Below are 20,523 nucleotides of genomic sequence, written 5' to 3' on the forward strand. Positions count from 1 at the left end.
AACGTGCCTAGTCGAAGTAGCAACTTTGAATTTCGCCCGACTTCCATAGGGCGTTGGCGCTTTTAGCGCCTAGGCTTCTTGGACAAGACCACTTCGCCTTGCGACTTCAGTCGCTTAGAGCGAATGGATAACGAAGTGAAGCGGAGGTGTGACCTCATATCGAAGATGTTAAGCAGACTGTTGCATACAGGTCGCTTAGTTGTTACACCTAGAGGTTGTACCTTAAATTCAGTGGGGAGTTAAAACTCCCACCGAATAAGTCTTGACTTTATTTAAGATAAAGCATTTTAAAGATGGCAACAGCTGCGAGTGCTGCGAGAATTGGTGACACGACTGGAACCCATGCATACCACCACTTAGATGAACCTTTAGATTCTCCAAGAATTGATTTTGGTAAAATGCTGTGAACCAAACGTGGTCCAAAGTCACGCGCAGGGTTAAGTCCTGGACCTGTAGGTCCTCCAAGTGCAACAACAAGTCCCATAACAAGGAAACCGAGGAATAAATGAGCAATCATTTTAGAGGCTGAAGCTCCTGAAACTGAAGCCCAGATTTGATTGATTGTATCCGATGAAGCAACATTTGCTCCTTGTTGTTTTGCATAGTTTGTCATCCAAGTAATTGATTGACTACCGAAGAAGATATTAGTTGCAGCAATCGCTCCGAAGAAAAGGACAAATGAACCCACGAATTCATTCAAGAAACCATTAATTGTTGCACCCATGCGTGTTTTTTCGTCATTGTCATCTACATTATCAATTGTTGAGAATGTACCGAGAATAGCGTTTGGGTTTGTTGTTTTAAGATAGTATGGACGATAAACCATAACAATCAATAATTGACCAAAAATTGCCCCTAAAACTTGCGCAATAATGTATTGAGCAACATGTGCCCAAGGAAAAAGTCCTGAAGCTGCAAGTCCAAGCGTAAACGCTGGGTTAATTTGTGAAGTAACATTACCAAAAGCGATAGCTGGCAACATTACACCAAGACCATATCCCCAACCAATAATCATCCAAGATTGCGCATGCGCTTTAGTCCCTTTAAGTTCAACGTTTGCTACTGCACCATTCCCCATAATGATGAGAAGAGCAGTTCCGATGAATTCAGTGATATATTTCACTGTCCATGTAACATCCATTTTTGTGGAGTCCTCCGAAATTTAATTTTGATATAATAACCTCAGCTATTATATCAAAAAAGGTAGGCTCCTTCAAATATTCAATGAATGGTATATATCCTTTAACGACTGCGAATTTCCTGAAAATTTGCTATAATTATAACAATTATCATGAATGGTGGTACCGCTAATTTCTTGTGGACAATAACAACGAATTAATGTTCCATTCTCAAATTCAGCGCCAGCTAGTTAGTGTGCTACTGGTCTGTAATAATTCTAAGACTGATAATAAATAGGGGGTTATTTGTATGCGATTTAATCATTTTTCGATTGTTGAAAAAAATTTTGATGAGAAATTAAATGAATTAGACCAACTCGGTTTTCGATGGTCTGTTTTTTGGGACGAAAAAAAGATTTTAAAAGATTTTTTGATTCAAAGTCCTATTGATTTGACTGTACTTCAAGCGACACTAGAGATGGATATTCTCCAATTCCTAAAATCTGAGCAATCTTTAGATTGGGAAATTTTTTGGACTTTAGCCCTGCAACTTCTCGATTTTACAGCAAATTTTGACTTTGAAGTAGGAAAAGCTACTGAATTTGCGAAATCACTCAATCTTCCCCAAGTTGATGCAGAGATAAATACTGAACATCTGATTTCTGCTTGTTATCTTCTTTTATGCACTCGTCGTAAAAATGGGATGACACTTGTTGAACACTGGGTTTCAGAGGGTCTTCTCCCAACTGATAATCAGTACCATTTTTTTAATGACAAGTCCCTCGCAACTTTTGACACCACTCAGCTCAAGCGCGAAATTATTTGGGTTGAAAGTCCAGTTGATACTGAGCATCGTGGAACTTATGACCTTATCAAAGTTCAAATCATTCGCCCAATTTCCGAACACAAACTTCCCACCATCATGACTGCGAGCCCTTATCATCTAGGTACGAATGAAAAAGCTAATGATTTAGCACTCCATGACATGAATGTCCCTCTTAAAGAAAAAGAGAACTGTGAGATAACCGTAAACAATCAACTTCCAGAATGTGAAGATTATAAGAATAATGAGAAACCTGTTGTAGATGGTGCTCCTTATCATTTTAGTCATGGTTGGACTTACTCTCTGAATGATTACTTTCTAGCTCGTGGTTTCGCTTCTATTTATGTAGCAGGTGTTGGAACCCGTGGCTCTGATGGTTTCCAAACCTCTGGTGATTATCAACAAATCTACAGTATGACTGCAGTTATCAACTGGCTCAATGGTCGCGCTCGTGCTTTTACTTCCCGTAAAAAAACTCACGAAATAAAAGCAACTTGGGCAAACGGCAAAGTAGCAATGACAGGAAAATCGTATCTCGGTACGATGGCTTATGGTGCTGCAACAACTGGTGTTGATGGGCTTGAAGTTATTCTCGCTGAAGCAGGCATTAGTTCTTGGTACAATTATTATCGTGAAAATGGGCTTGTTCGTTCACCTGGCGGATTTCCTGGGGAGGATTTAGATGTTTTAGCTGCACTCACTTACTCTCGTAACCTTGATGCCTCTGATTTCTTAAAAGGAAATGAACAGTATGTTAAGTCGCTTTCTGATATGACTCATGCCTTAAATCGTGAGTCTGGAGATTACAGTCAATTTTGGCATAATCGTAATTATCTTACTTATGCGGATAAAGTTAAAGCAGATGTTTTAATCGTACATGGCTTGCAGGACTGGAATGTTACCCCTGAACAAGCTTATAATTTCTGGAAAGCCTTGCCTAAAAGGCATGTAAAGCATGCTTTCTTACATCGTGGAGCACATATTTATATTAATTCTTGGCAATCTATTGATTTTTCAGAAACAATTAATAGTTACTTTGTGGCAAAATTATTAGGTAAAGATTTGAATTTGAATCTCCCTCCAATTATTTTGCAAGAAAATTCTAAGGAACAAAGTTGGACAACACTTTCAGACTTTGGTGCTACTGACAGCGTTCAAATACCTCTTGGTAAAACTGCTGTGTCATTTGCCCAATTTCAAAATCATTATGATGATGAAACTTTCAATAAATACAGTAAAGATTTCAATGTATTCAAAAAAGATTTATTTGAAAATCGTGCCAATGCTACTGTCATTGATATAGAACTTCCATCAGCACTGACTGTTAATGGTCCTATCGATTTAGAAGTAACATTAAAAATAAATGATACTAAAGGATTGCTTTCAGCACAAATTTTAGATTTTGGTGAGACAAAACGTCTAGAGGATAAGGCTCGCATTAAAGATTTAAAAGTGCTTGACCGTGGACGGAATTTCATGCTAGATGACCTCCTTGAATTACCACTGACCAGTAGTCCTTATCAAGTCATCACTAAAGGATTTTTGAACTTACAAAATGAGAATTTGATGACAACAACTTCTGTAAGCAGTGACGAATGGATGACTGTAAAATTTAGCCTCCAACCAACAATTTATCATTTAGAAAAATCTGATAAATTAAGGGTTATTCTTTACAGTACTGATTTTGAACATACCGTTCGAGATAATCGTGATGTGACTTATGATATTGATTTATCTCATTCAAAACTTATCATTCCCGTAGAAAGTGAGAAAAAATAATATGGCTATTATTGGAATCTTAGGAACTCCTTATAATGTAATAGAACGTTCTCCTTTTTGGTGGAATAAAGTAAGTTATACTCGTCAGTCTTTTATTGATGTTTTTCAAGATTTAGGACATACTGCCATTATCTTACCTGTTGACCAGCCCGAAAATGCTGAAAAATATATGAAACTCGTAGATAAAATTGTCCTAACTGGTGGCGCTGATATTGCTCCACGTTTTTACCACGAAGAACCACATCAAAAATTAGAAACAACTGACCCAAGCCGTGATGCTTTTGAATTGGCAGCAGTAAAAGCTGCCATTAACGAAAATAAAGCTATCCTCGGCGTTTGTCGTGGTTTACAACTCCTTAATGTTTATTTTGGTGGTACACTTTACCAAGATTTAAGCCAAACTTCAAGCGATATCAAACATCGTCAAAGTCCAACACCACAAGAAATCCCGACACATCATGTTACTATAAAAAAGAACAGCAGTCTTGGATTTCTTCCAGAAGAGTATCTAGTTAACTCTTTTCATCATCAGGTCATTAAAGATTTAGGTCAAGATTTAACGGCCATTGCCCACGCGACCGATGGATTTGTAGAGGCAATCGAAAATACCAATAAGCGAATCTTGGCTGTTCAATGGCATCCTGAATGTACTTGGCAAACTGAACATTTTGATAAGGAAATTTTTAGGTATTTCGCAGAAGAATTATAAGTTTTTAAGAATAATAAGAAAACACTCTATTTGAGTGTTTTTATTCGACGTAAAATAAGCATAACGATTGGGAAAAAGATAAAAGTCGAAATAGCATGAGCTAAATCAAAAGGTAACCCTGCAAGCCAGTAACCAACAAACCCTCCTGCACCAAAACCGTAAATCATACCTGATATAAAACTAATCAATACCCCAAATATCATCGCAAGCAGCGCTGTCAGTGCTGACAAAAACCAAATATTGTCTGTCAGTACTGACAGACCCTTAAAGATAACAATAATAATCGCATAAACAATAATCTGTCCCAAGACTAGTGGTGAAAATCCTAATAATAAACCTGTCGCTAACATCGTAAGCGCCATAATCCATAAACTATCTGATAATCCTAGTACGATTGCAAAAGCAAAAAACATTGCCGTAATTGGTTTGACATTAGGAAAAGCAGCCATCCAAATTCTCAAAGCCGAACTCAAGGCTGCCAATATTGCAATGATTGCCAAGCGATACACTAATTTTTTTCTCATTGTTTTATTATAGCTAATTCATTGTAAAAATCAACAGTCAAGTGATGCCAGAGTTGATTTCATAGCAAAGAAATACCACTATGCCACACTGATTACAGTTACTCCTTGCCTCCTTTCAATAGGTGCATTACAAAAAAGCTGAAATTATCAGCTTTTCTTTTCATGTGATAGGTTCAAGATAGGGGAGCACCTCGGTAGTCGCTCCAACACTACTTGCATAAATCCATGATTTCTCACTAAGTTGAGCAAAGTTCTCCGTTCGTCCTGTTAATATTACTCCCGCGAATTTTGCTGTAGCAAGCGTTGGGTGTTGCTTGACTTGCTTGAGAGCATCTCGGTAAGGGTAATACATTTTTACATCATCAGGTCCTGTGCCAGAACCAAAGCCTAATGCAGTAAAGTCAGAAATCGTATTCGCTTTCTTAATCGCTGCAACAAAATCACCATAGAGCTTATCATCCAGTCCGTAAATCGTATTTGTTGTGGTGGCTCCTAATATTTTCCGCTCATCTTGTGAATTTAATTTCCCTGTGGCCTCATCATAACTTGGCTCACCTTTACTATAATTATCTACATTCGTACTCAAGCCAATATATAAATTTGAACCTCCGATATTCGCCGTTTTATCGTCAGTTGCAAGCAAACACCAGTTAATCAATAAATTTTGAGGAATCATACGCTGAATTTCCTTGTAAGTATAGGCCTTATCAAAAGTAATCGCAACTTCTGCCAAATGATTCGGTAATTTTGTCAAGGTTCTTAATTCTTGAGGAGCTCCCTTTCCACCATTTAATAGATAATTATTTTCGGCAGTTGGACTATAAAAACTAGGTTGCTTTTGCCCATTCTTAAAAAACACACCATCTCCGATATTGCTATTCACCGATGAAGATAGCCACGTACCGCCATTATATGTATCTTTGTTTTCCTCAAGCATTTGCCCATAACTTACCGTATTCCCACCGATCGAAACCAGATAGCCATCCACATTTTTATAATTTTCTGTTGTATAACTCCCTCCAAGAAAACCCAACGTTTGTCCCGTTACATTAGTAATAACATTTGGATTTTGCGTTTCATAGGCAATATTGGCTTTGACAGCCTCCTGCTCCAGTGCCTGTTTCACATATACATTTCGTGCAAAGACAGCACCCACAACAACCACTCCTGTCGCCAATAGTGAAATCCCTACTCCCACCCAACGCCGACGCTTTTTGGTCTGTTTGACTAATTTTTTGAATTCTTTATCTAAATTTTCCATTCATCATAACCTTCTTCTAACAATATTTTTTTCAATTTTTTTCGTGCGCGGTACAAATCAATCTTAATTTTACTGACAGAATATCCTGTCAGCACTGACAAATCTTTAACAGACAGTCCCTCATAATAAAAATGCTCCAAAAGTTTTCTGTCAGTAACTTTCAACCTCGCTAAGAAAGGATGTAAATCAGGAGATGTTTCTGTCAGTACTGATAATTCCTCTGTCAGCGCTGACAAGATTTCTTGATACCTTTTATCTCGACGATAATGATCAATGTAGCTCCTTAGTGACACTCGATACATCCAAGAACGCAACTTTGATGGTGGGATAATGAGGTCAAGCTCAAGCATTTTAACAAAAACATCCTGCACAGTATCCTGCGCCTCTTCTGGTTTGATTCCTTGTAAGACTAGCCATTTTGTCACTTCTATCGCATAAACCATCAGTATATCCTCGTATTCCTGAAGCTCCAGCTCCCTCACCTCCTTTCACTTATATAACGAACAATAATTAAAACGGTTACAATTTATTTTCATTTTATCAGATTTTTTTACAAATCACTGCATGAAGTTGATATTATCAAATGAAGTCAAGACTTATTCAGTGAGAGTTTCGTAAAACATTTGTTCATTTTCTCTAGTCGATAAAGCGACTGATAAAAGGGCAACTCACCACTGAATTTAGTCGGACACACTTACTTCGATAAAAAATACTGACAGAAAGCTGTCAGTATACTTACAAAAATTATTTTACTTCATTTTGAAACAAATCGTTTAAGCCTTCACCCATTGTGGGATGAGTAAAGATTTGGTCACGCAAAACAGTATATGGAGTGTGCATCTTCATCGCTAAACTTACCAGATTAATCACCTCATGTGAATCCTCATGATAGAGTGTCGCTCCCAAAATTTCATCTGTTTCAGGGTCTACAAGAGCTTTCAATAATCCTCGCATCTCTTGCACAACTTTTGTCTTAACAATTGGTGCCGCCGCCATCTTAAACAAACGATAATCTACCCCAACCGCTTCGCTTCCTGTTCATCCAAACCAACACGCGATAAAGTCGGTGTGATAAAAACAGAATAAGGCACAATCGTCCGATCACTCAACAATCTTGACCCGTCACCAAATAATTGATTGTTCACAATCCGAAAATCATCCGTTGACAGATAATAAAATTGTCCACCTCCCCGAACATCTCCGAGCGCCCAAATATTATCACTGCTTGTTTTAAGCGTATCATCAACCTTGATATAGCCATTATCCAAAAGAGCAACACCTGCATTTTCAAGCTTTAATTCAGAGATATTAGGTCTACGTCCAGTTGCAACAAGTACTTTGTTTGCTGGATAACTTTTTCCACCAGCCATAACGCTGTCATCTGTAATCTTATCAATAGCAACACCAAGATGAACTTCTACTCCACTCTCTATCAAATCATTCAAAATACTTTCTGCCACATCTCTATCTTCCTTATGCAAAAAAGTCTCATGAGGTTCAAGAATCGTAACTTTAGAGCCAAATTTATTAAACATTCCAGCAAATTCTAAACCAATATATCCCGCTCCAATAATTACCAAATGCTCTGGCAATGAATCTAAATCCATCGCACCTTCCGATGTCACTACATTCTTCGCTTCATGAATCCCTGCAATTTCAGGAATAACTGGCGTAGCACCAGTATTGATAAAGATTCGCTCACCAGTCACTCTCGAAATTTCCCCATGATTGTCCACTTCAATCGTATGTTGATTAATAAATCGTGCAATTCCATCAATCACAGAAACAAGCGGTTCATCAGCAGCACCATGATAAGCACCATTATGAAGCATTTCTCGGACTTTGTACTTTGTTGCCATCGCCTCTTTGAAATCCATATTTTTGTGACCTGCGACAATCAATGTCTTCGATGGCGCACATCCAACATTTGGACAAGTGTCCCCATACATTGCTTGATCTCGCTCAATAATAACGACATCCTCACCATGTTGAGACAGTGATTTTGCTAATGCACGTCCTGCTTTTCCAAAACCAATAATGACATTTTTAAAAGTTTTCGTTTCCATAATTGACCCTTTTCTTATTTTTCTGAAACCATTTTATAATAATTTGAATCATTTAAGAAATATTTTGTTTACGATTATTTCGTATTAAGCAAAAAAACGCCAAAAAGCGTTTTTATATTTCATCATTAAAATCTTCTTCATCTACAAAGCAAAGCGCATTACTTGTTCAATGCTGCATCTAAATGTGCTAGTACTTTTGCTTTACCAAGAAGGGCAATTGTTTCTGGCAATTCTGGACCGTGCATTGAGCCAGATGCAGCAATACGGATTGGCATCCAAAGCATTTTTCCCTTGACCCCTGTTTCCTTTTGAGTCGCTTTAAATAATGGGAAGATATTTTCAGCAGTAAAATCTGCCTCATCAAGTTCTGCCAATTTTGCTCGGAAACTATTCAGAGCAACTGGTGTCGTCTCAGCAGCAAGCATTTCTCGTGCTTCCTCTGTCAACTCAGGAAAATCTCCATAGAAAAGTTCTGTCAATTCCACAATTTCATCTGCTGATTTCATTTGCGGTTGGTAAAGTTTAACCAACTCTTCTGCATGGTTATCTAGTCGTCCCGCTGCTTCAAGAAATGGTTTAGTGAGCGCAAAAACATCAGCAAAATCTGCATTCTTGATGTATTCATTGTCCATCCAGTCCAATTTCTTTTGATCAAAAGCTGCTGGAGATTTAGACAAACGTTTTTCATCAAAAAGTTCAATCAATTCCGCACGAGAGAAGATTTCTTTTTCCCCTCCAGGATTCCAACCAAGTAAAGCAATAAAGTTGAAAATCGCATCAGACATATAACCTTTTTTACGATAATCCTCAATAAATTGCAAAGTATTTGTGTCACGTTTTGACAATTTTTTCCCTGTTTCAGAGTTAATAATCAAAGTCATATGACCAAACCGTGGAGCTTCCCAGCCAAGCGCTTCATAAACCACCAGTTGTTTTGGAGTATTAGCAATATGGTCATCTCCACGAATCACATGCGAAATTTGCATATCATGATCATCAACAACAACAGCGAAATTATAAGTTGGATAACCATCACGTTTTTGGATAACCCAATCTCCGCCTATATTTCCACCCTCAAACTCAATATCACCCTTGACAATATCATTCCATTTGTAAATTGCTGTTTCATTTACAGAAATACGGACAACAGGCGTAATTCCTTGAGTTTTACGTTCAGCGATATAAGCTTCTTTTTCTGACGCATTCATCCCTGCATATTCATTGATATAATGCGGTGGAATTCCTGCCGCTTCTTGTTTTTCATGGTCAGCTTCAAGCTCTTCGGGTGTCTTGTATGAGTAGTAAGCTTTCCCTTCAGTAAGAAGTTGGTCTATATATTTTTGGTATAAAGAAAGGCGCTCAGACTGGCGATAATTTTCATGAGTCTCAGGACTTTCATCCCAATCAATCCCTAGCCAGCGGAGATTTTCAAGCTGTGAACGTTCCCCGTCTTCAACATGTCTTTCACGGTCAGTATCTTCAATACGGATAATAAAATCACCCCCATGATGACGAGCAAAAAGATAGTTAAAAAGAGCAGTACGAGCATTACCTATGTGTAAAAGTCCTGTTGGTGACGGTGCGTAGCGAACGCGAATTTTGTCTGACATTTCAGTTTTTTCTCCTGTAAATTTTTATAGTCTATAATACCATCAATCAAATCTATTTTACCACAAATTAAGATGCATTGGAAAAATGCAACTAATCCATAAATTCAAGAAAACGATGTTCCCAAAGATGTTGCTCATAGAAATCAATCGTAGTCTGGGCAGTCATCTGTTGATGATCAAAAGTCGAAGTCGCACCATGTTGCATAAAGTTTCGATAGCCCAAACCATGAGCGAAAACCAATGTACTATTCACACAAAACTCCGTTTGAGCGCCACAAAACTCAATACTTTCAACTTGTAAATCAGTCAACAACTCTTGGAGAGGCGTATGATAAAAACCATTTGCGTGCGTTTTGTCCATATATAAATCAACTTCACGCGCATCAAGGCTATCCACCAATTGCCACTCACTGCTTCCCTTTTCAAGCCAAGGATCATTATGCTGAATAAATAAAATAGGTCGACCCACCCTTCGATAAAGCGCAATCCGCTCATTCACTTGAGCCAGTAGTTCCTCTCTACGATAAATTCCATCGCACACATCGTTTTGCAAATCAATCACAAATAAAATATCTTGTACCATCACACACTCCTTTCAAATAAAAAACTAATCTTATTTCATATCATACAAGATTAGTTTTCAATTTCCAAATAGTAGCTCTGATTTTCAGAAAAAATTCACTTCTTCTCTTTCACAATATAAATCGGACGACGTTTCGTTTCTAAGAAAATCTTACTAATATATTTCCCGATTACCCCCAACATCAACAAAGTAAAACCGAAACAAAAAATGATAATAACTGTCATTGATGTCCAACCACTTGCTGAACGATGAAAAAATAATTGACGAATAATCAGAAAAAGAATCACTAAAATCGAGAGAAAAGTAGAGACGACTCCACTATAAGTTGCAATATTTAAAGGAGCTTCAGAAAAATTAATAAAACCATCAATAGAATATCGTAGCAAGCTCCAGAAACTCCACGATGTCTTTCCTGCTATACGCTCTCGATTTTGATAAGCAACATACTCCGTGCGATACCCCACCCAAGTCAGCAAGCCTTTAGAAAATCGGTTATACTCTGATAACTCTAAGATACTATCTGCCATTTGCCGTGTCATTAATCGAAAATCGCGTACTCCATCAATCACAGGCGTTGAACTAATCCGATTCATAATCCGATAAAATAAGCGAGAAAAAAGACTTCTCAACACTGGCTCACCTTGACGGTCTGAGCGTCTCGCTGCTACACAGTCAATATCAGGATGTTGAATTTTTTCATACATCTTAACTAATAACTCCGGAGGGTCTTGTAAATCCGCATCCATCAACGTCAAATAATCTCCCGTTGAAGCCTGCAAACCTGCGTATATTGCCGCTTCTTTCCCAAAATTTCGAGAAAACGAGAGGTAATGTACCTTTCTCGAATACTGATTTTCTAACTCACGCAACACTCTTAAAGTACCGTCACTAGAGCCATCATCAACAAATAAATATTCAAAATCTAATGGGAGTCGATTATGAATCTCCTCCATCGCCGAAAAAAAGAGTGGGAGAGATTCTTCCTCATTATAACAAGGAACAATGATTGATAATTTTTTCATACGATTTCTTTCTTTGCTTTTGAATTTTGTAAAACAGCTAGCCATTTATCTAATCCAAGAAAGGCCACAAACCCAATGAGTATTAGATACAAAGCCCAAAATTCTGGTAACCTTTGCCAAAATGGCTTTTGTACGATATTAATCACAACGTTCTGAGTAAATCCTGTTACTGGAACTTTTTGTGTCAACTGTTTGTTTTTTACTGCTTTATAACCATATGGCATTTTCACAGTGATTTTATCTCCGACAAGACCACTCACTGCTTGAGTTGATATGATTGTATCTCCGACGTTGTACTGAACGGTGTAATTTTGCGTATTTGGATGAACCCAAAGTGGGAAAATTTGATTTTTAACATTTGTAAATTTATAAGATTGTGGATTTGCCACATCTTGTGTATAGCCTTGCGGATAGAGATTTCTTATGTCATAATTCGTCTTCGGCCATGCAGTAATTTTTTGACTGCCAACAAGTTTGCCTGTCCTATCATTATAAAACTCAACCGTAGTCGTGCATATCCCCGTCGTTGTTTCTGGTTTTATCGTAGGTTTATTATTTTCTAACTTTTTACTAGTGCTTTTGTTTTCTGCTGCATAAGCTTTTTCTTCAAATCCCTTATCACCATACCACCATTTTGCAAACTTATTTGCCGTTGGGGCAACATAAGTATTATAGAGCGTTTCAACGGCGATAACCGTCTTATCAGGTAAAAGAGGATTAACTTCTATCGGTCCAGTATAACCTAGCGTGATTTTTTTCACACCATAATATCTTTCTTGCCAAATGCTCATAGGTGCGTTCACTCCCTTTGGAGTGTACCAGATAAGATATCCAGCACCAAACGGAGTATCTGCTCCAAGAGTTGATGTTCCTGGCATCCCTGTTGCGACTGCTTCGTTTTTTCCTTCTTTTCTCGCCTGCGCAAAAATCTTATTACAAGTATAAATGATATCATCACCAATTCTTACATTAGCAAAAAATTTTTCATAACTAGGAATATTGATAAACACAAGCACAAGAGAAATAAGAATAGGATAACTTCTTGTTACAAAATGGTTTTTTCTTAATTCGATATATCCAGCTAACAAGTTTAAAAAACTGATGAGAAAGAATATATTATTAGACCAGAAAATACGCGCTTCAATCAGTGGAGAAATAATCAATGCCCCACTCCAGCAAGTGCTGCTATAAAAAATACTAGACCTACAAATAAGCGACGATGGATTTGGAACGGAAGCGTAGAGTCAACCATTTTCTTTCGGTTAATCACTAAGATTATAATCAAAAACAAGCAAGCTAGGATAAGTAAGCCTGATGTACGAACTGTTTCCGAAATCAGTGTCCCAATCTGAAAACTCTTTGTTCCATAAGCTCCTGACATCTCTCCACCTGCAGTGACATCCCTAAAGATTGAGATAAAATCCGCCATCCCAAGCGTAATCAGTCCAATCCATTTCCAATCATTCTCAAAATGTTTATTATCAAAAAAAGAAAGTAGAAAAACAGCAATTACGGTCTGAGAACTTGCAATCTCATTTGCAGTCCCTGCTAAAATGCCCATGATGATAATAAATCCAAAACGTAGCGCTGGAAATTTCGTTTGATGATTGAAAACATAGGGAATTAAGAACACTAAATAAAGCGGAGTAACCCAAAGATAGTTCGCAGTTCCCGAATGCCATAATGCATCCATTCCAAAATTTGGAATAACCACCCAAAGAAGCAAGAAAGTCAACGCCATATACTGTGGACGAATCAATACTTTTTTTCCGAACACTAAAACATTAACCATAATTCCCATTAGAACATAAACCAGACCATTTAAAATTGCGAAAGTGCTCTGCTTTATGACGACTGTAAAAAAAGTCTCAAAAGCAATGGCTGAAAGCCTAGCGTTCCAAAATAAAAACTGAAAGACAACTGAGTAGGCAAATTGAGAAAGGTTAGTAATTCTTGGTAGTTTCCACGGATTTCCTCCCTTGTATAAAAAAGCAAAACGCACGTCATCTGTACTATATACGGGAACGTATTTGCTAAGATTATGCACAAAGATATAAGTAAGCAGACAAATAAGCACTGTTATCACTACTGCAATCAGTTTTCTTATCAAATGTTTTGGAATTTTTGAAGATACATTCATCTGCTTTCCCTTCCATATTAATTGTCCGTCTCATCTTTATTTATTTTCACGCGTGTTGGCGATTTCCAATTTCCTTTGGCATCGTAGTTGGTCGTATTTTTAATAGCCAGAAAGATTGTATTCACCACTGTGATGACATTAATTTGCCAAAAAAACAAAAGGTATAATGGTGCGAATAAAAGATATTTCATCTTTTTCCCCGAATCATCCAACACAAGTGCTAAAATAAGCTGACTCAAACCAAAAACAACCATAAACGAAAGAAAGATGACAAAACTTTGGAAAGTATAACTCGCGGAACTATACTCACCAATAACCATAAAGAGTACCACATCTACTAGCATTGTAATCGTGGTCAGAAAATAATACAAACACCAAGTAATTGATGAAAATTGGTCAATCAACATAATTACTTTATTAATGTTTTTAATCGGATGACGAAAGATACGTCTAAAGTTATCAATAAATGACTCTGTTCCTCCCATTGCCCACCGTAATCGTTGATGATAAAAATCTTGTCCATTATCAGGAATATTCATATAAAACAAAATTTCAGGAGCAAATATCGCGCGCCAACCATTATACTGCATATCCCATGCAATCGAAATATCTTCTGTTGCGCGATCCTGTCTAAAGCCACCTACATCAAGTGCCGCAGCTTTTCGATACATTGTGTTAGCACCATTAAAAGCATAGACAGAACCTAATGTTCCTTGTTGCGCTCTTTTAATCAATCCCATGATTGATGCAAACTCAACTGTAGTTGATTTTTCTAGTAGTCCATTTCTGTTCTGTGTTCCCATGTTTGCTGTGACTGCACCTGTATTTTGATAACGATTTCCGACAAAATAATTAACATATTTCCATATGGCATCTGGCTCTGGTGTCGTGTCAGCATCATTGGACAAAACATATTCACCTTTAGCAAATCCCATCCCAATATTGAAAGCGTGAGCCTTCCCATGATTTTCAGTAATTTGGATTAATCGAAGATTGGGAATACGGAGCTTCATCCGCTGGACAATACTCACTGTCAAATCTGTCGAGGCATCATCAATCACAAGAATCTCATAGTTATGATAATTAAGTCCATGCGCTAGATAGTTTAAAGTGTCTTCTATGACAACTTCCTCATTATGCGCAGGAACCATAATCGTAACTAATGGTTCTTCTTCAGGTTTAAAATGATAAAATGTTTTGATTTTTCCTTTATAGGAATGATGATAAACATAGCCACCAATCGTATAAGCAATCGCTGCAAGCAAGGGATACAAAAGCAGTCCCATGGACAAATAGGTCATAATTTTCATTATAAACTCATCAATCCTTTCTTGCGTTCAACTCCTTTTCGTTATCTTTATAACGTGCTTTGATATATTTTTTTGAGAAGTTTTGCTCAGGCTGTACGATATAATAGTCAGTATTTTCTCTAAACTGCTTATCTCCAAAACGCTCAGTATAAATCTCATCCATCAGAGCAAGTCGTGCTTCTGTGCGTGTTTCATCATAAAATTTTCTTTTGGCAAGCTCCTCAGTTTCAACTTTATTATTTCTTTTGACTAAAAAGATACTCACTGGAATAAAGATGACAATGGCAGCAAAGGCAACAATTGAGACATAGTCTAAAAATAGTCTTCCTTGTTTACCACTCCAGTGATAGATACCTGAAAATAAAGGTTTAGGAAAAATTGAATTAATCATTATCAGAAGGGGGAAAAGTAACACCAACCAGCCAAAAACTGAAACAGCGATCTGACCTGCTTTATACAGTGTTGAGCCATTAGCAAAAAAATCATCTTGCACTAATTTTTCTTCAATTTCGCTATTTCCCTGTGTAAATTTTTCTATTATTTTCTTGATAAATATGACTAATCGCTTCATCTTGTCCCTTCACATCATTTATAGAGAACCTCTGGTTATCTCCAGAGGTTCTCGTAAATACTTTAATCACCTAAATCCATTGGTACATTTCTTTGACCACTATTGTCTGTATAATCATAATAAAATGTTCCTGTACTCCAGTTTACCCCAACAAGGATACGATTCGTTTTCCATGTGGTTGTACCATAGTTATCACCAGCATTAAGGTCTTGACCTCCTGGCATTTCATAAACACTCAGATAAAAATCATTGCCCCGCTATAAGTAACAAAGCTATTATGTTGTTTAGTGATCGCATACAAAGCATTGAGAACCAATGACGGATTTACAGAAACACCATTCACTGTTGCGCTCGTGGTTGTTACATGGAAGTCTAAAGCGGATGGGTCTGAACAGCTTGTATCACCAATTGATGAAGCTTTGACTGTTTCAACATCTAGTGTGACCGAGTAAGACGCATCTACATTACTAATGGTCGTCTTCCCTGCCAGAGTCATTGTATGTCCATTCAAACCAAAGTTCATAGAATCAACATTGGGATTGAAGTTGGACAAACCAATCCAGTTCGTTGCCCTTGAATACTTTGTTGCATATTTACACTAAAATCTGCCATTGCTCCTGAAGATTGTTGACCATCTCCTTTAGGAAAGCTACTATCATTGAATCCCGGAGCTACTTTTATAAAGTCTTGCCCATTTGTTGCATTAACATTTACGGCAATCAGAAGATTAGGAACAGTTTGACCTGTGGTAGACTCTAGGTAACCTGTATAGTTTGCACCATTCAACGTATATTGATAAGGTACATATTTTGTAAGGGTATAGGTACCATCAATCACAAAATTCAAGCCTTTAACAATAGCATCAATATTAGTTGAAGTAATCAACGCGTTGCTCCATGAATTAGCCCCTGATACTCCTGTTGTTATCGCTGTGTTGTAAGTTCCTGTAAAGGAAACATTACCAAGTGAAGCTGTATAAGCACTAAAAGTTCCCGAAGTGGGACCTGTAACTTTGGCACCTGTTGTTCCCAAAGAAGCATCGTAACCAATATTGTAATTAATACTAATTGATTGAGGTTGAGCCGATGGGTCCGTTGTGTATGCAGGAAGCGGTGTGCTTGTTGCCGCATTTGACAGTTTTTTGTTGGATAAACTCAATCCAAAGAGTGCAATAACAAAAACTGTACTTAGGATAATATTTCTGATTATCTTTTTATTCATTTTGCTTACCTTCTTTTTTTATCCTGCTTTAACGTCCGTTAAGAAATCCTCTTGTTCTATTTCTTTAAACTTGCGAATAAGCGATTGTTGTTGTTTCAAACTGGCTGCGTCTTTATCTTTTTGAATAAGCTGAACTGCTTCGTTGAGATTTTTGGCTCTGCCATCATTGATATACTGCATTAGCATACCAACTGTTGGAATATCTAGGTAGCCTTCTGGTATTTCTGAATTTACTAACTCTTGCTCTATAACGGGTTTAACACTTTCAACCAGTTTTTGTTTTTTCTCTTTATAAGCTGGAGCTAATTTCTTCCGTTTTGTTGTTCTACCTGCAGGCAAGTAATCTCGATAAAATAAATACTTGAATGTAAAATCAAGCAAGACACCTAGTGTCCATGTCACAAAGCCAACACCAAACATCCGTAAACCGACAATCGTTGCTGATTCATTCAAGATATTACTTGAAAACATCCCACTCCCATTGATTGTATAAATAATCAAAAACAATGCAGGACCAACTGCGGCAGCAATCAATGCTTGTCGATTTACTAGTTTGTTGACCTGATACTCAAACTCACGCTTTAGGTCATTAATCTTAAAAATACTTCGCTCGATTTGCTCAAGCGCATCCATCAATCTCAAAAAATAATTATTCATTGCTATCTCTTATCCTTGCTACTCTCTCCAGTGATAAAGTCATCGAAACTGGTCGGAATGAACTTTTTAATCAAATACCAGAGTCCTCCTGAACCTAGCATTCCTGCGACAGCACCAAGTATTCCCACTTCTATTTTTATATTTATCGAAAGATAATAGACGAGTTTTGCTATCACCATATTTTATTCTTCTTCATTCTTCTTTTTCTTTCGCCTTTTTCCCAGAAGAAAGAAAATGAATCCTGCTGGAATAAAGCGTTGCGCTAATGTAAATAAACCTGCAGAAATCGCCATCCCTGCTATCGCACCACCAGCTCCTGCAGTTTCGACTTTAGCAACTTGAATCATTTTTTGTGTAGCTGTCATTGTTGGTTTAGTTTTATTTGCTGATGTTTGTTTTGCTGATGTACTTGTGCTGCTTGCTACTTTTGTCGTTGATTTTGGAACAGTATCTACTTTTGTTTTTTTCGTTGGAGCTTGGAGTGGTTTGTTCTTGACTACTGGTTTCTGATCTGCCTGCTCTACTGGTGGTATTGAAACTAAAGGTTCCTGACTCACATTATTAGCGGCTGGTGTTGCTACTGTTTGTGATTGAGCAGGAGAACTTGGAACATCTGATGTACTATCTGATGCGCTATTTGGTGGTGTTGCTTCTGTAGTTGGCGATTTTTCCCAAATTGTATAGCTTGTAATTGTAGTCGTCTCATCTCCGTTATCTGCGATTACTGTTGATGTCGTAGATGGTTTTGTTTGAGAAGATTTGATGTAACCTGTTGTATCTTTTAGTGTTGCACCTGACTCATCAATGTTAGCTGTTACATTAGTTGTAGTGACTATAATTTTGTGGTAGACATTGGTGGTTGTGTTTGTTATCGTAATATCACCATTTGTTGCCGTCGTGGTTGTTGGTGCTGATGTTTGTGAGCTTATCAGATGATAACCTGTTGTGTCGCTAAGAGGATTTCCCTGCTCGTCAACGTTATCCACTTGATTGACAGTCGTTGTGACAACTTTATGCCAAATGAGATAGCTTGTGATTGTAGTCGTGATATCACCGTTATCTGCTGTACTTGTCGTCGTTACTGACGGTTTTGTCTGAGTAGAGGAAACATAGCCCGTGAGGTCTGTAATGGTATTTCCCTGCTCATCAAGGTTTACAGTTGTGCTTATAGTGTTCTCTGCAACTTGATGCCAGATATTTGTAACAGTGCTTGTGGTTGTCGTATCTCCATTTGTTGCCGTCTGAGTAGTAATTACTGGTGTACCTGCTTGAACAAGTGTATATCCAGTTGAAGTATCAACGATTGGCTTGCCTGATTCGTCAACATTATTTACAACATTGACGGTTTGATTTACAGGGAGATGCCAAATGTTTGTCGTCGTTGTATCACCATTTGCTGCTGGTGTACTAGTCGTTGTGCTAAGCTTAACGTAACCTGTCGTATCTACTAGATTGTTTCCTTGGTCGTCTTGGTTGACGACTGTATCAACTGGCTTGTGCCAGATGACAGTTGTAGTATTAGTAGTAGTACTATCCCCATTATCATCGGTTACTACGGTATCTGCGCTTGTACTGCTAGAAAGTTGTACATAACCCGTTGTATCGGTCAATATATTACCTTGGTCGTCTTGATTAACCGTGACATCTTTTACTGTATTTACTGCTGTTGGGGTGTAGTAGACATTGATACTATTGGTTGCACTATCATTGTTTGCCACGGTAATGGCAGGGTCCGCTGAACTATAATCGAAACCTGCAATTGTTGGAGCATTATAAGTATAGGTATAATCATCGGCCGAGGTGTTGGTACTCACTGCATCTGGTGCTGTGACGTCAATGCTATCTCCTACATTTGCCATAATTGTTGATGAACTTGCAATTGTTTCGTTTGTGTTTTTATTGATATAGTTGACCGTTACAGGATTTGTTCCTTTATATGCTGTGAATGAACTGCCATCATTAGCAAAAGTCATCGTACCATAGTTATTTCCTGTTGCTCCAACTACTCCAAGAGAGAGTGAAGCGCTTAGTGTTGCCACGCTGGTCACTGTTACTGATTTACCTGCATTAGTCCCTGTTTGAGGTGTCAAGACGTAGGTCAATGTACCTGTTACTGTACCATCACTGTTTGTGACAGTATTTCCGTTGCTATCTGTATTTGGCTGCCAACTGAATGCCATGGTTTCGGTAATGGTGTTGTTGCTACTTTTCATTACACCTGGGTCGGGAGCAGTTGTGGCTTGGTAAGTTTTGCTTAAAGTGCCTGTTGTGTCGGTTGTACGGATACAAACTACATTTTGTCCAGCTGTTGCTCCAGATGTCCCTGAGCCTGAGTTTGCAATGGTTTGGTCAACATCAGTATTGTCGTACAAGTCTCTTCCTAAAAATACAGAGCTAGGTAAACCACCAACGCCCAGATTTTCATTTGTTGAATTGGGCAGGTTTGCTGAAATCTGGTCTGTAGAGTCTGGAGTTAAGATAAAACCAAGAGAGTCTCCTCCATCAAGGGCATTTGCTGTATAGCCGAAGGAACCATTTACTGTAATCGAAAAAGTGCCTTGAAAATTTGCAACTTTTGTCATATCCAGCGCGCCTTTAAAAAGTGCTAGTCCTGCAGAACTTTTTGTATTCGAAACCAATGTCGTAGAAAAGTTTTGTCCAGCTACAGGTGCTGTAGCTGTTCCTGCTGTTATCCATGAATCACCAGTTTCGATATCTGCTAGACCATAGGTATGATTACCTGTATCTGTCGTCTGACCTGCTATAAGCTGTTGGTTTGTTGTATCTGCAAAAACGTGTGCTTTCAGTGCGAAACTTCTACTCCCTAACATTGATGGATACTGACCACCTCCAAGAATGCTTGTACTAACGAGCAAACCTACTAGGAGCTTTGTCCGATGCCTTTTTTTAGTATTAGTTTTTGTTAAATTCGTGCCCATGATGCTCTCCAAAGTGCTACTCTATCTCTTTATTCCTTGATATCGCTGCTTATCTAATCATAGTAATTATACAATTTTAGCCCTAACATTACAATAGCTTTGCACAATATATTTTTAATGTGTATTAAATTAACGTGTCATCTTTTTATTACACGTTATGTAATGTAACTAAGTTTTTAATTATAAGAGC

The 20,523-nt window shown here is 37.8% G+C and carries 17 protein-coding genes and 2 pseudogenes; 2 read left to right on the forward strand and 17 right to left on the reverse strand.

Annotated elements, in window-relative coordinates; all coding sequences use genetic code 11:
- Positions 1-268 precede the first annotated feature (268 nt).
- A complete protein-coding gene (gene gla, locus FLP15_RS00810; RefSeq protein WP_142765638.1) occupies positions 269-1,141 on the reverse strand; it encodes an aquaglyceroporin Gla in 873 nt (290 codons plus the stop codon).
- A 287-nt stretch (positions 1,142-1,428) separates the two neighbouring features.
- Here gla and FLP15_RS00815 point away from each other — a divergent pair, with 287 nt between their 5' ends.
- Positions 1,429-3,720, forward strand: a complete 2,292-nt coding sequence (locus tag FLP15_RS00815) for a Xaa-Pro dipeptidyl-peptidase (RefSeq protein WP_142765639.1) — start codon at positions 1,429-1,431, stop codon at positions 3,718-3,720.
- A 1-nt stretch (position 3,721) separates the two neighbouring features.
- Entirely contained in the window at positions 3,722-4,429 is a 708-nt protein-coding gene (locus FLP15_RS00820) for a gamma-glutamyl-gamma-aminobutyrate hydrolase family protein (RefSeq protein ID WP_142765640.1), read from the forward strand.
- Positions 4,430-4,455: 26 nt separating this feature from the next.
- Here FLP15_RS00820 and FLP15_RS00825 read toward each other — a convergent pair whose 3' ends face one another.
- The 16 genes and pseudogenes from FLP15_RS00825 to FLP15_RS00895 all read right to left on the reverse strand — a co-directional run bounded on the left by FLP15_RS00825 (position 4,456) and on the right by FLP15_RS00895 (position 20,333).
- The gene (locus FLP15_RS00825; protein WP_142765641.1) at positions 4,456-4,953 is read right to left on the reverse strand and encodes an ECF transporter S component; all 498 of its coding nucleotides are present in this window, start codon (positions 4,951-4,953) and stop codon (positions 4,456-4,458) included.
- 160 nt (positions 4,954-5,113) lie between these two features.
- Positions 5,114-6,214, reverse strand: coding sequence for an anti sigma factor C-terminal domain-containing protein (locus FLP15_RS00830; protein WP_142765642.1), 1,101 nt, complete (start codon positions 6,212-6,214; stop codon positions 5,114-5,116).
- On the reverse strand, positions 6,202-6,657 hold the full coding sequence (locus FLP15_RS00835; protein ID WP_142765643.1) for an RNA polymerase sigma factor: 456 nt from the start codon (positions 6,655-6,657) through the stop codon (positions 6,202-6,204). The genes FLP15_RS00830 and FLP15_RS00835 overlap by 13 nt, the downstream gene beginning before the upstream one ends.
- Before the next feature lie 301 nt (positions 6,658-6,958).
- Positions 6,959-8,280: pseudogene (locus FLP15_RS00840) on the reverse strand (FAD-dependent oxidoreductase).
- Positions 8,281-8,438: 158 nt separating this feature from the next.
- Complete coding sequence (gene gltX / locus FLP15_RS00845) at positions 8,439-9,890, reverse strand: glutamate--tRNA ligase (protein WP_142765644.1); 1,452 nt, start codon at positions 9,888-9,890, stop codon at positions 8,439-8,441.
- A gap of 91 nt (positions 9,891-9,981) precedes the next feature.
- Positions 9,982-10,473, reverse strand: coding sequence for a cysteine hydrolase family protein (locus FLP15_RS00850; RefSeq protein ID WP_142765645.1), 492 nt, complete (start codon positions 10,471-10,473; stop codon positions 9,982-9,984).
- Positions 10,474-10,568: 95 nt separating this feature from the next.
- A complete protein-coding gene (locus FLP15_RS00855; RefSeq protein WP_142765646.1) occupies positions 10,569-11,495 on the reverse strand; it encodes a glycosyltransferase family 2 protein in 927 nt (308 codons plus the stop codon).
- Positions 11,492-13,635, reverse strand: a pseudogene (locus FLP15_RS13770) (DUF6056 family protein). Before FLP15_RS13770 ends, FLP15_RS00855 begins: the two are co-directional and overlap by 4 nt.
- Positions 13,636-13,652: 17 nt before the next feature.
- Positions 13,653-14,945 (reverse strand): glycosyltransferase family 2 protein, encoded by a 1,293-nt coding sequence (locus FLP15_RS00870; RefSeq protein WP_142765649.1) that lies wholly within the window; start codon positions 14,943-14,945, stop codon positions 13,653-13,655.
- A 10-nt stretch (positions 14,946-14,955) separates the two neighbouring features.
- Positions 14,956-15,516 carry a 6TM ABC transporter family protein gene (locus FLP15_RS00875; protein ID WP_142765650.1) on the reverse strand — a complete coding sequence of 187 codons (561 nt, stop codon included), beginning with the start codon at positions 15,514-15,516 and terminating at the stop codon, positions 14,956-14,958.
- Between the two features lie 62 nt (positions 15,517-15,578).
- Positions 15,579-15,740, reverse strand: a complete 162-nt coding sequence (locus FLP15_RS12625) for a hypothetical protein (RefSeq protein ID WP_190288317.1) — start codon at positions 15,738-15,740, stop codon at positions 15,579-15,581.
- Positions 15,741-15,751: 11 nt separating this feature from the next.
- A complete protein-coding gene (locus tag FLP15_RS00880; protein WP_142765651.1) occupies positions 15,752-16,039 on the reverse strand; it encodes a hypothetical protein in 288 nt (95 codons plus the stop codon).
- Positions 16,036-16,737: a hypothetical protein gene (locus FLP15_RS00885; protein ID WP_142765652.1), complete on the reverse strand. Its 702-nt coding sequence runs from the start codon at positions 16,735-16,737 to the stop codon at positions 16,036-16,038. The genes FLP15_RS00880 and FLP15_RS00885 overlap by 4 nt, the downstream gene beginning before the upstream one ends.
- An 18-nt stretch (positions 16,738-16,755) precedes the next feature.
- Complete coding sequence (locus FLP15_RS00890) at positions 16,756-17,394, reverse strand: hypothetical protein (protein WP_142765653.1); 639 nt, start codon at positions 17,392-17,394, stop codon at positions 16,756-16,758.
- A 2-nt stretch (positions 17,395-17,396) separates the two neighbouring features.
- A complete protein-coding gene (locus FLP15_RS12630; RefSeq protein WP_190288318.1) occupies positions 17,397-17,573 on the reverse strand; it encodes a hypothetical protein in 177 nt (58 codons plus the stop codon).
- Between the two features lie 3 nt (positions 17,574-17,576).
- The gene (locus FLP15_RS00895; protein WP_142765654.1) at positions 17,577-20,333 is read right to left on the reverse strand and encodes a beta strand repeat-containing protein; all 2,757 of its coding nucleotides are present in this window, start codon (positions 20,331-20,333) and stop codon (positions 17,577-17,579) included.
- Between the last annotated feature and the right edge of the window lie 190 nt (positions 20,334-20,523).

It is taken from the genome of Lactococcus protaetiae, from assembly GCF_006965445.1.
Classification (GTDB): Bacteria; Bacillota; Bacilli; order Lactobacillales; family Streptococcaceae; genus Lactococcus; species Lactococcus protaetiae.

Coding starts and splice junctions, on each gene's coding strand:
- FLP15_RS00825 (WP_142765641.1), bottom strand. CDS start 4,953: ATGAGAAAAAAATTAGTGTATCGCTTGGCAATCATTGCAATATTGGCA.
- FLP15_RS00895 (WP_142765654.1), bottom strand. CDS start 20,333: ATGGGCACGAATTTAACAAAAACTAATACTAAAAAAAGGCATCGGACA.
- FLP15_RS12630 (WP_190288318.1), bottom strand. CDS start 17,573: ATGGTGATAGCAAAACTCGTCTATTATCTTTCGATAAATATAAAAATA.
- FLP15_RS00855 (WP_142765646.1), bottom strand. CDS start 11,495: ATGAAAAAATTATCAATCATTGTTCCTTGTTATAATGAGGAAGAATCT.
- FLP15_RS00820 (WP_142765640.1), top strand. CDS start 3,722: ATGGCTATTATTGGAATCTTAGGAACTCCTTATAATGTAATAGAACGT.
- gltX (WP_142765644.1), bottom strand. CDS start 9,890: ATGTCAGACAAAATTCGCGTTCGCTACGCACCGTCACCAACAGGACTT.
- FLP15_RS12625 (WP_190288317.1), bottom strand. CDS start 15,740: ATGCCAGGAGGTCAAGACCTTAATGCTGGTGATAACTATGGTACAACC.
- FLP15_RS00830 (WP_142765642.1), bottom strand. CDS start 6,214: ATGGAAAATTTAGATAAAGAATTCAAAAAATTAGTCAAACAGACCAAA.
- FLP15_RS00890 (WP_142765653.1), bottom strand. CDS start 17,394: ATGAATAATTATTTTTTGAGATTGATGGATGCGCTTGAGCAAATCGAG.
- FLP15_RS00870 (WP_142765649.1), bottom strand. CDS start 14,945: ATGAAAATTATGACCTATTTGTCCATGGGACTGCTTTTGTATCCCTTG.
- FLP15_RS00815 (WP_142765639.1), top strand. CDS start 1,429: ATGCGATTTAATCATTTTTCGATTGTTGAAAAAAATTTTGATGAGAAA.
- FLP15_RS00885 (WP_142765652.1), bottom strand. CDS start 16,737: ATGAATAAAAAGATAATCAGAAATATTATCCTAAGTACAGTTTTTGTT.
- gla (WP_142765638.1), bottom strand. CDS start 1,141: ATGGATGTTACATGGACAGTGAAATATATCACTGAATTCATCGGAACT.
- FLP15_RS00880 (WP_142765651.1), bottom strand. CDS start 16,039: ATGAACTTTGGTTTGAATGGACATACAATGACTCTGGCAGGGAAGACG.
- FLP15_RS00850 (WP_142765645.1), bottom strand. CDS start 10,473: ATGGTACAAGATATTTTATTTGTGATTGATTTGCAAAACGATGTGTGC.
- FLP15_RS00835 (WP_142765643.1), bottom strand. CDS start 6,657: ATGGTTTATGCGATAGAAGTGACAAAATGGCTAGTCTTACAAGGAATC.
- FLP15_RS00875 (WP_142765650.1), bottom strand. CDS start 15,516: ATGAAGCGATTAGTCATATTTATCAAGAAAATAATAGAAAAATTTACA.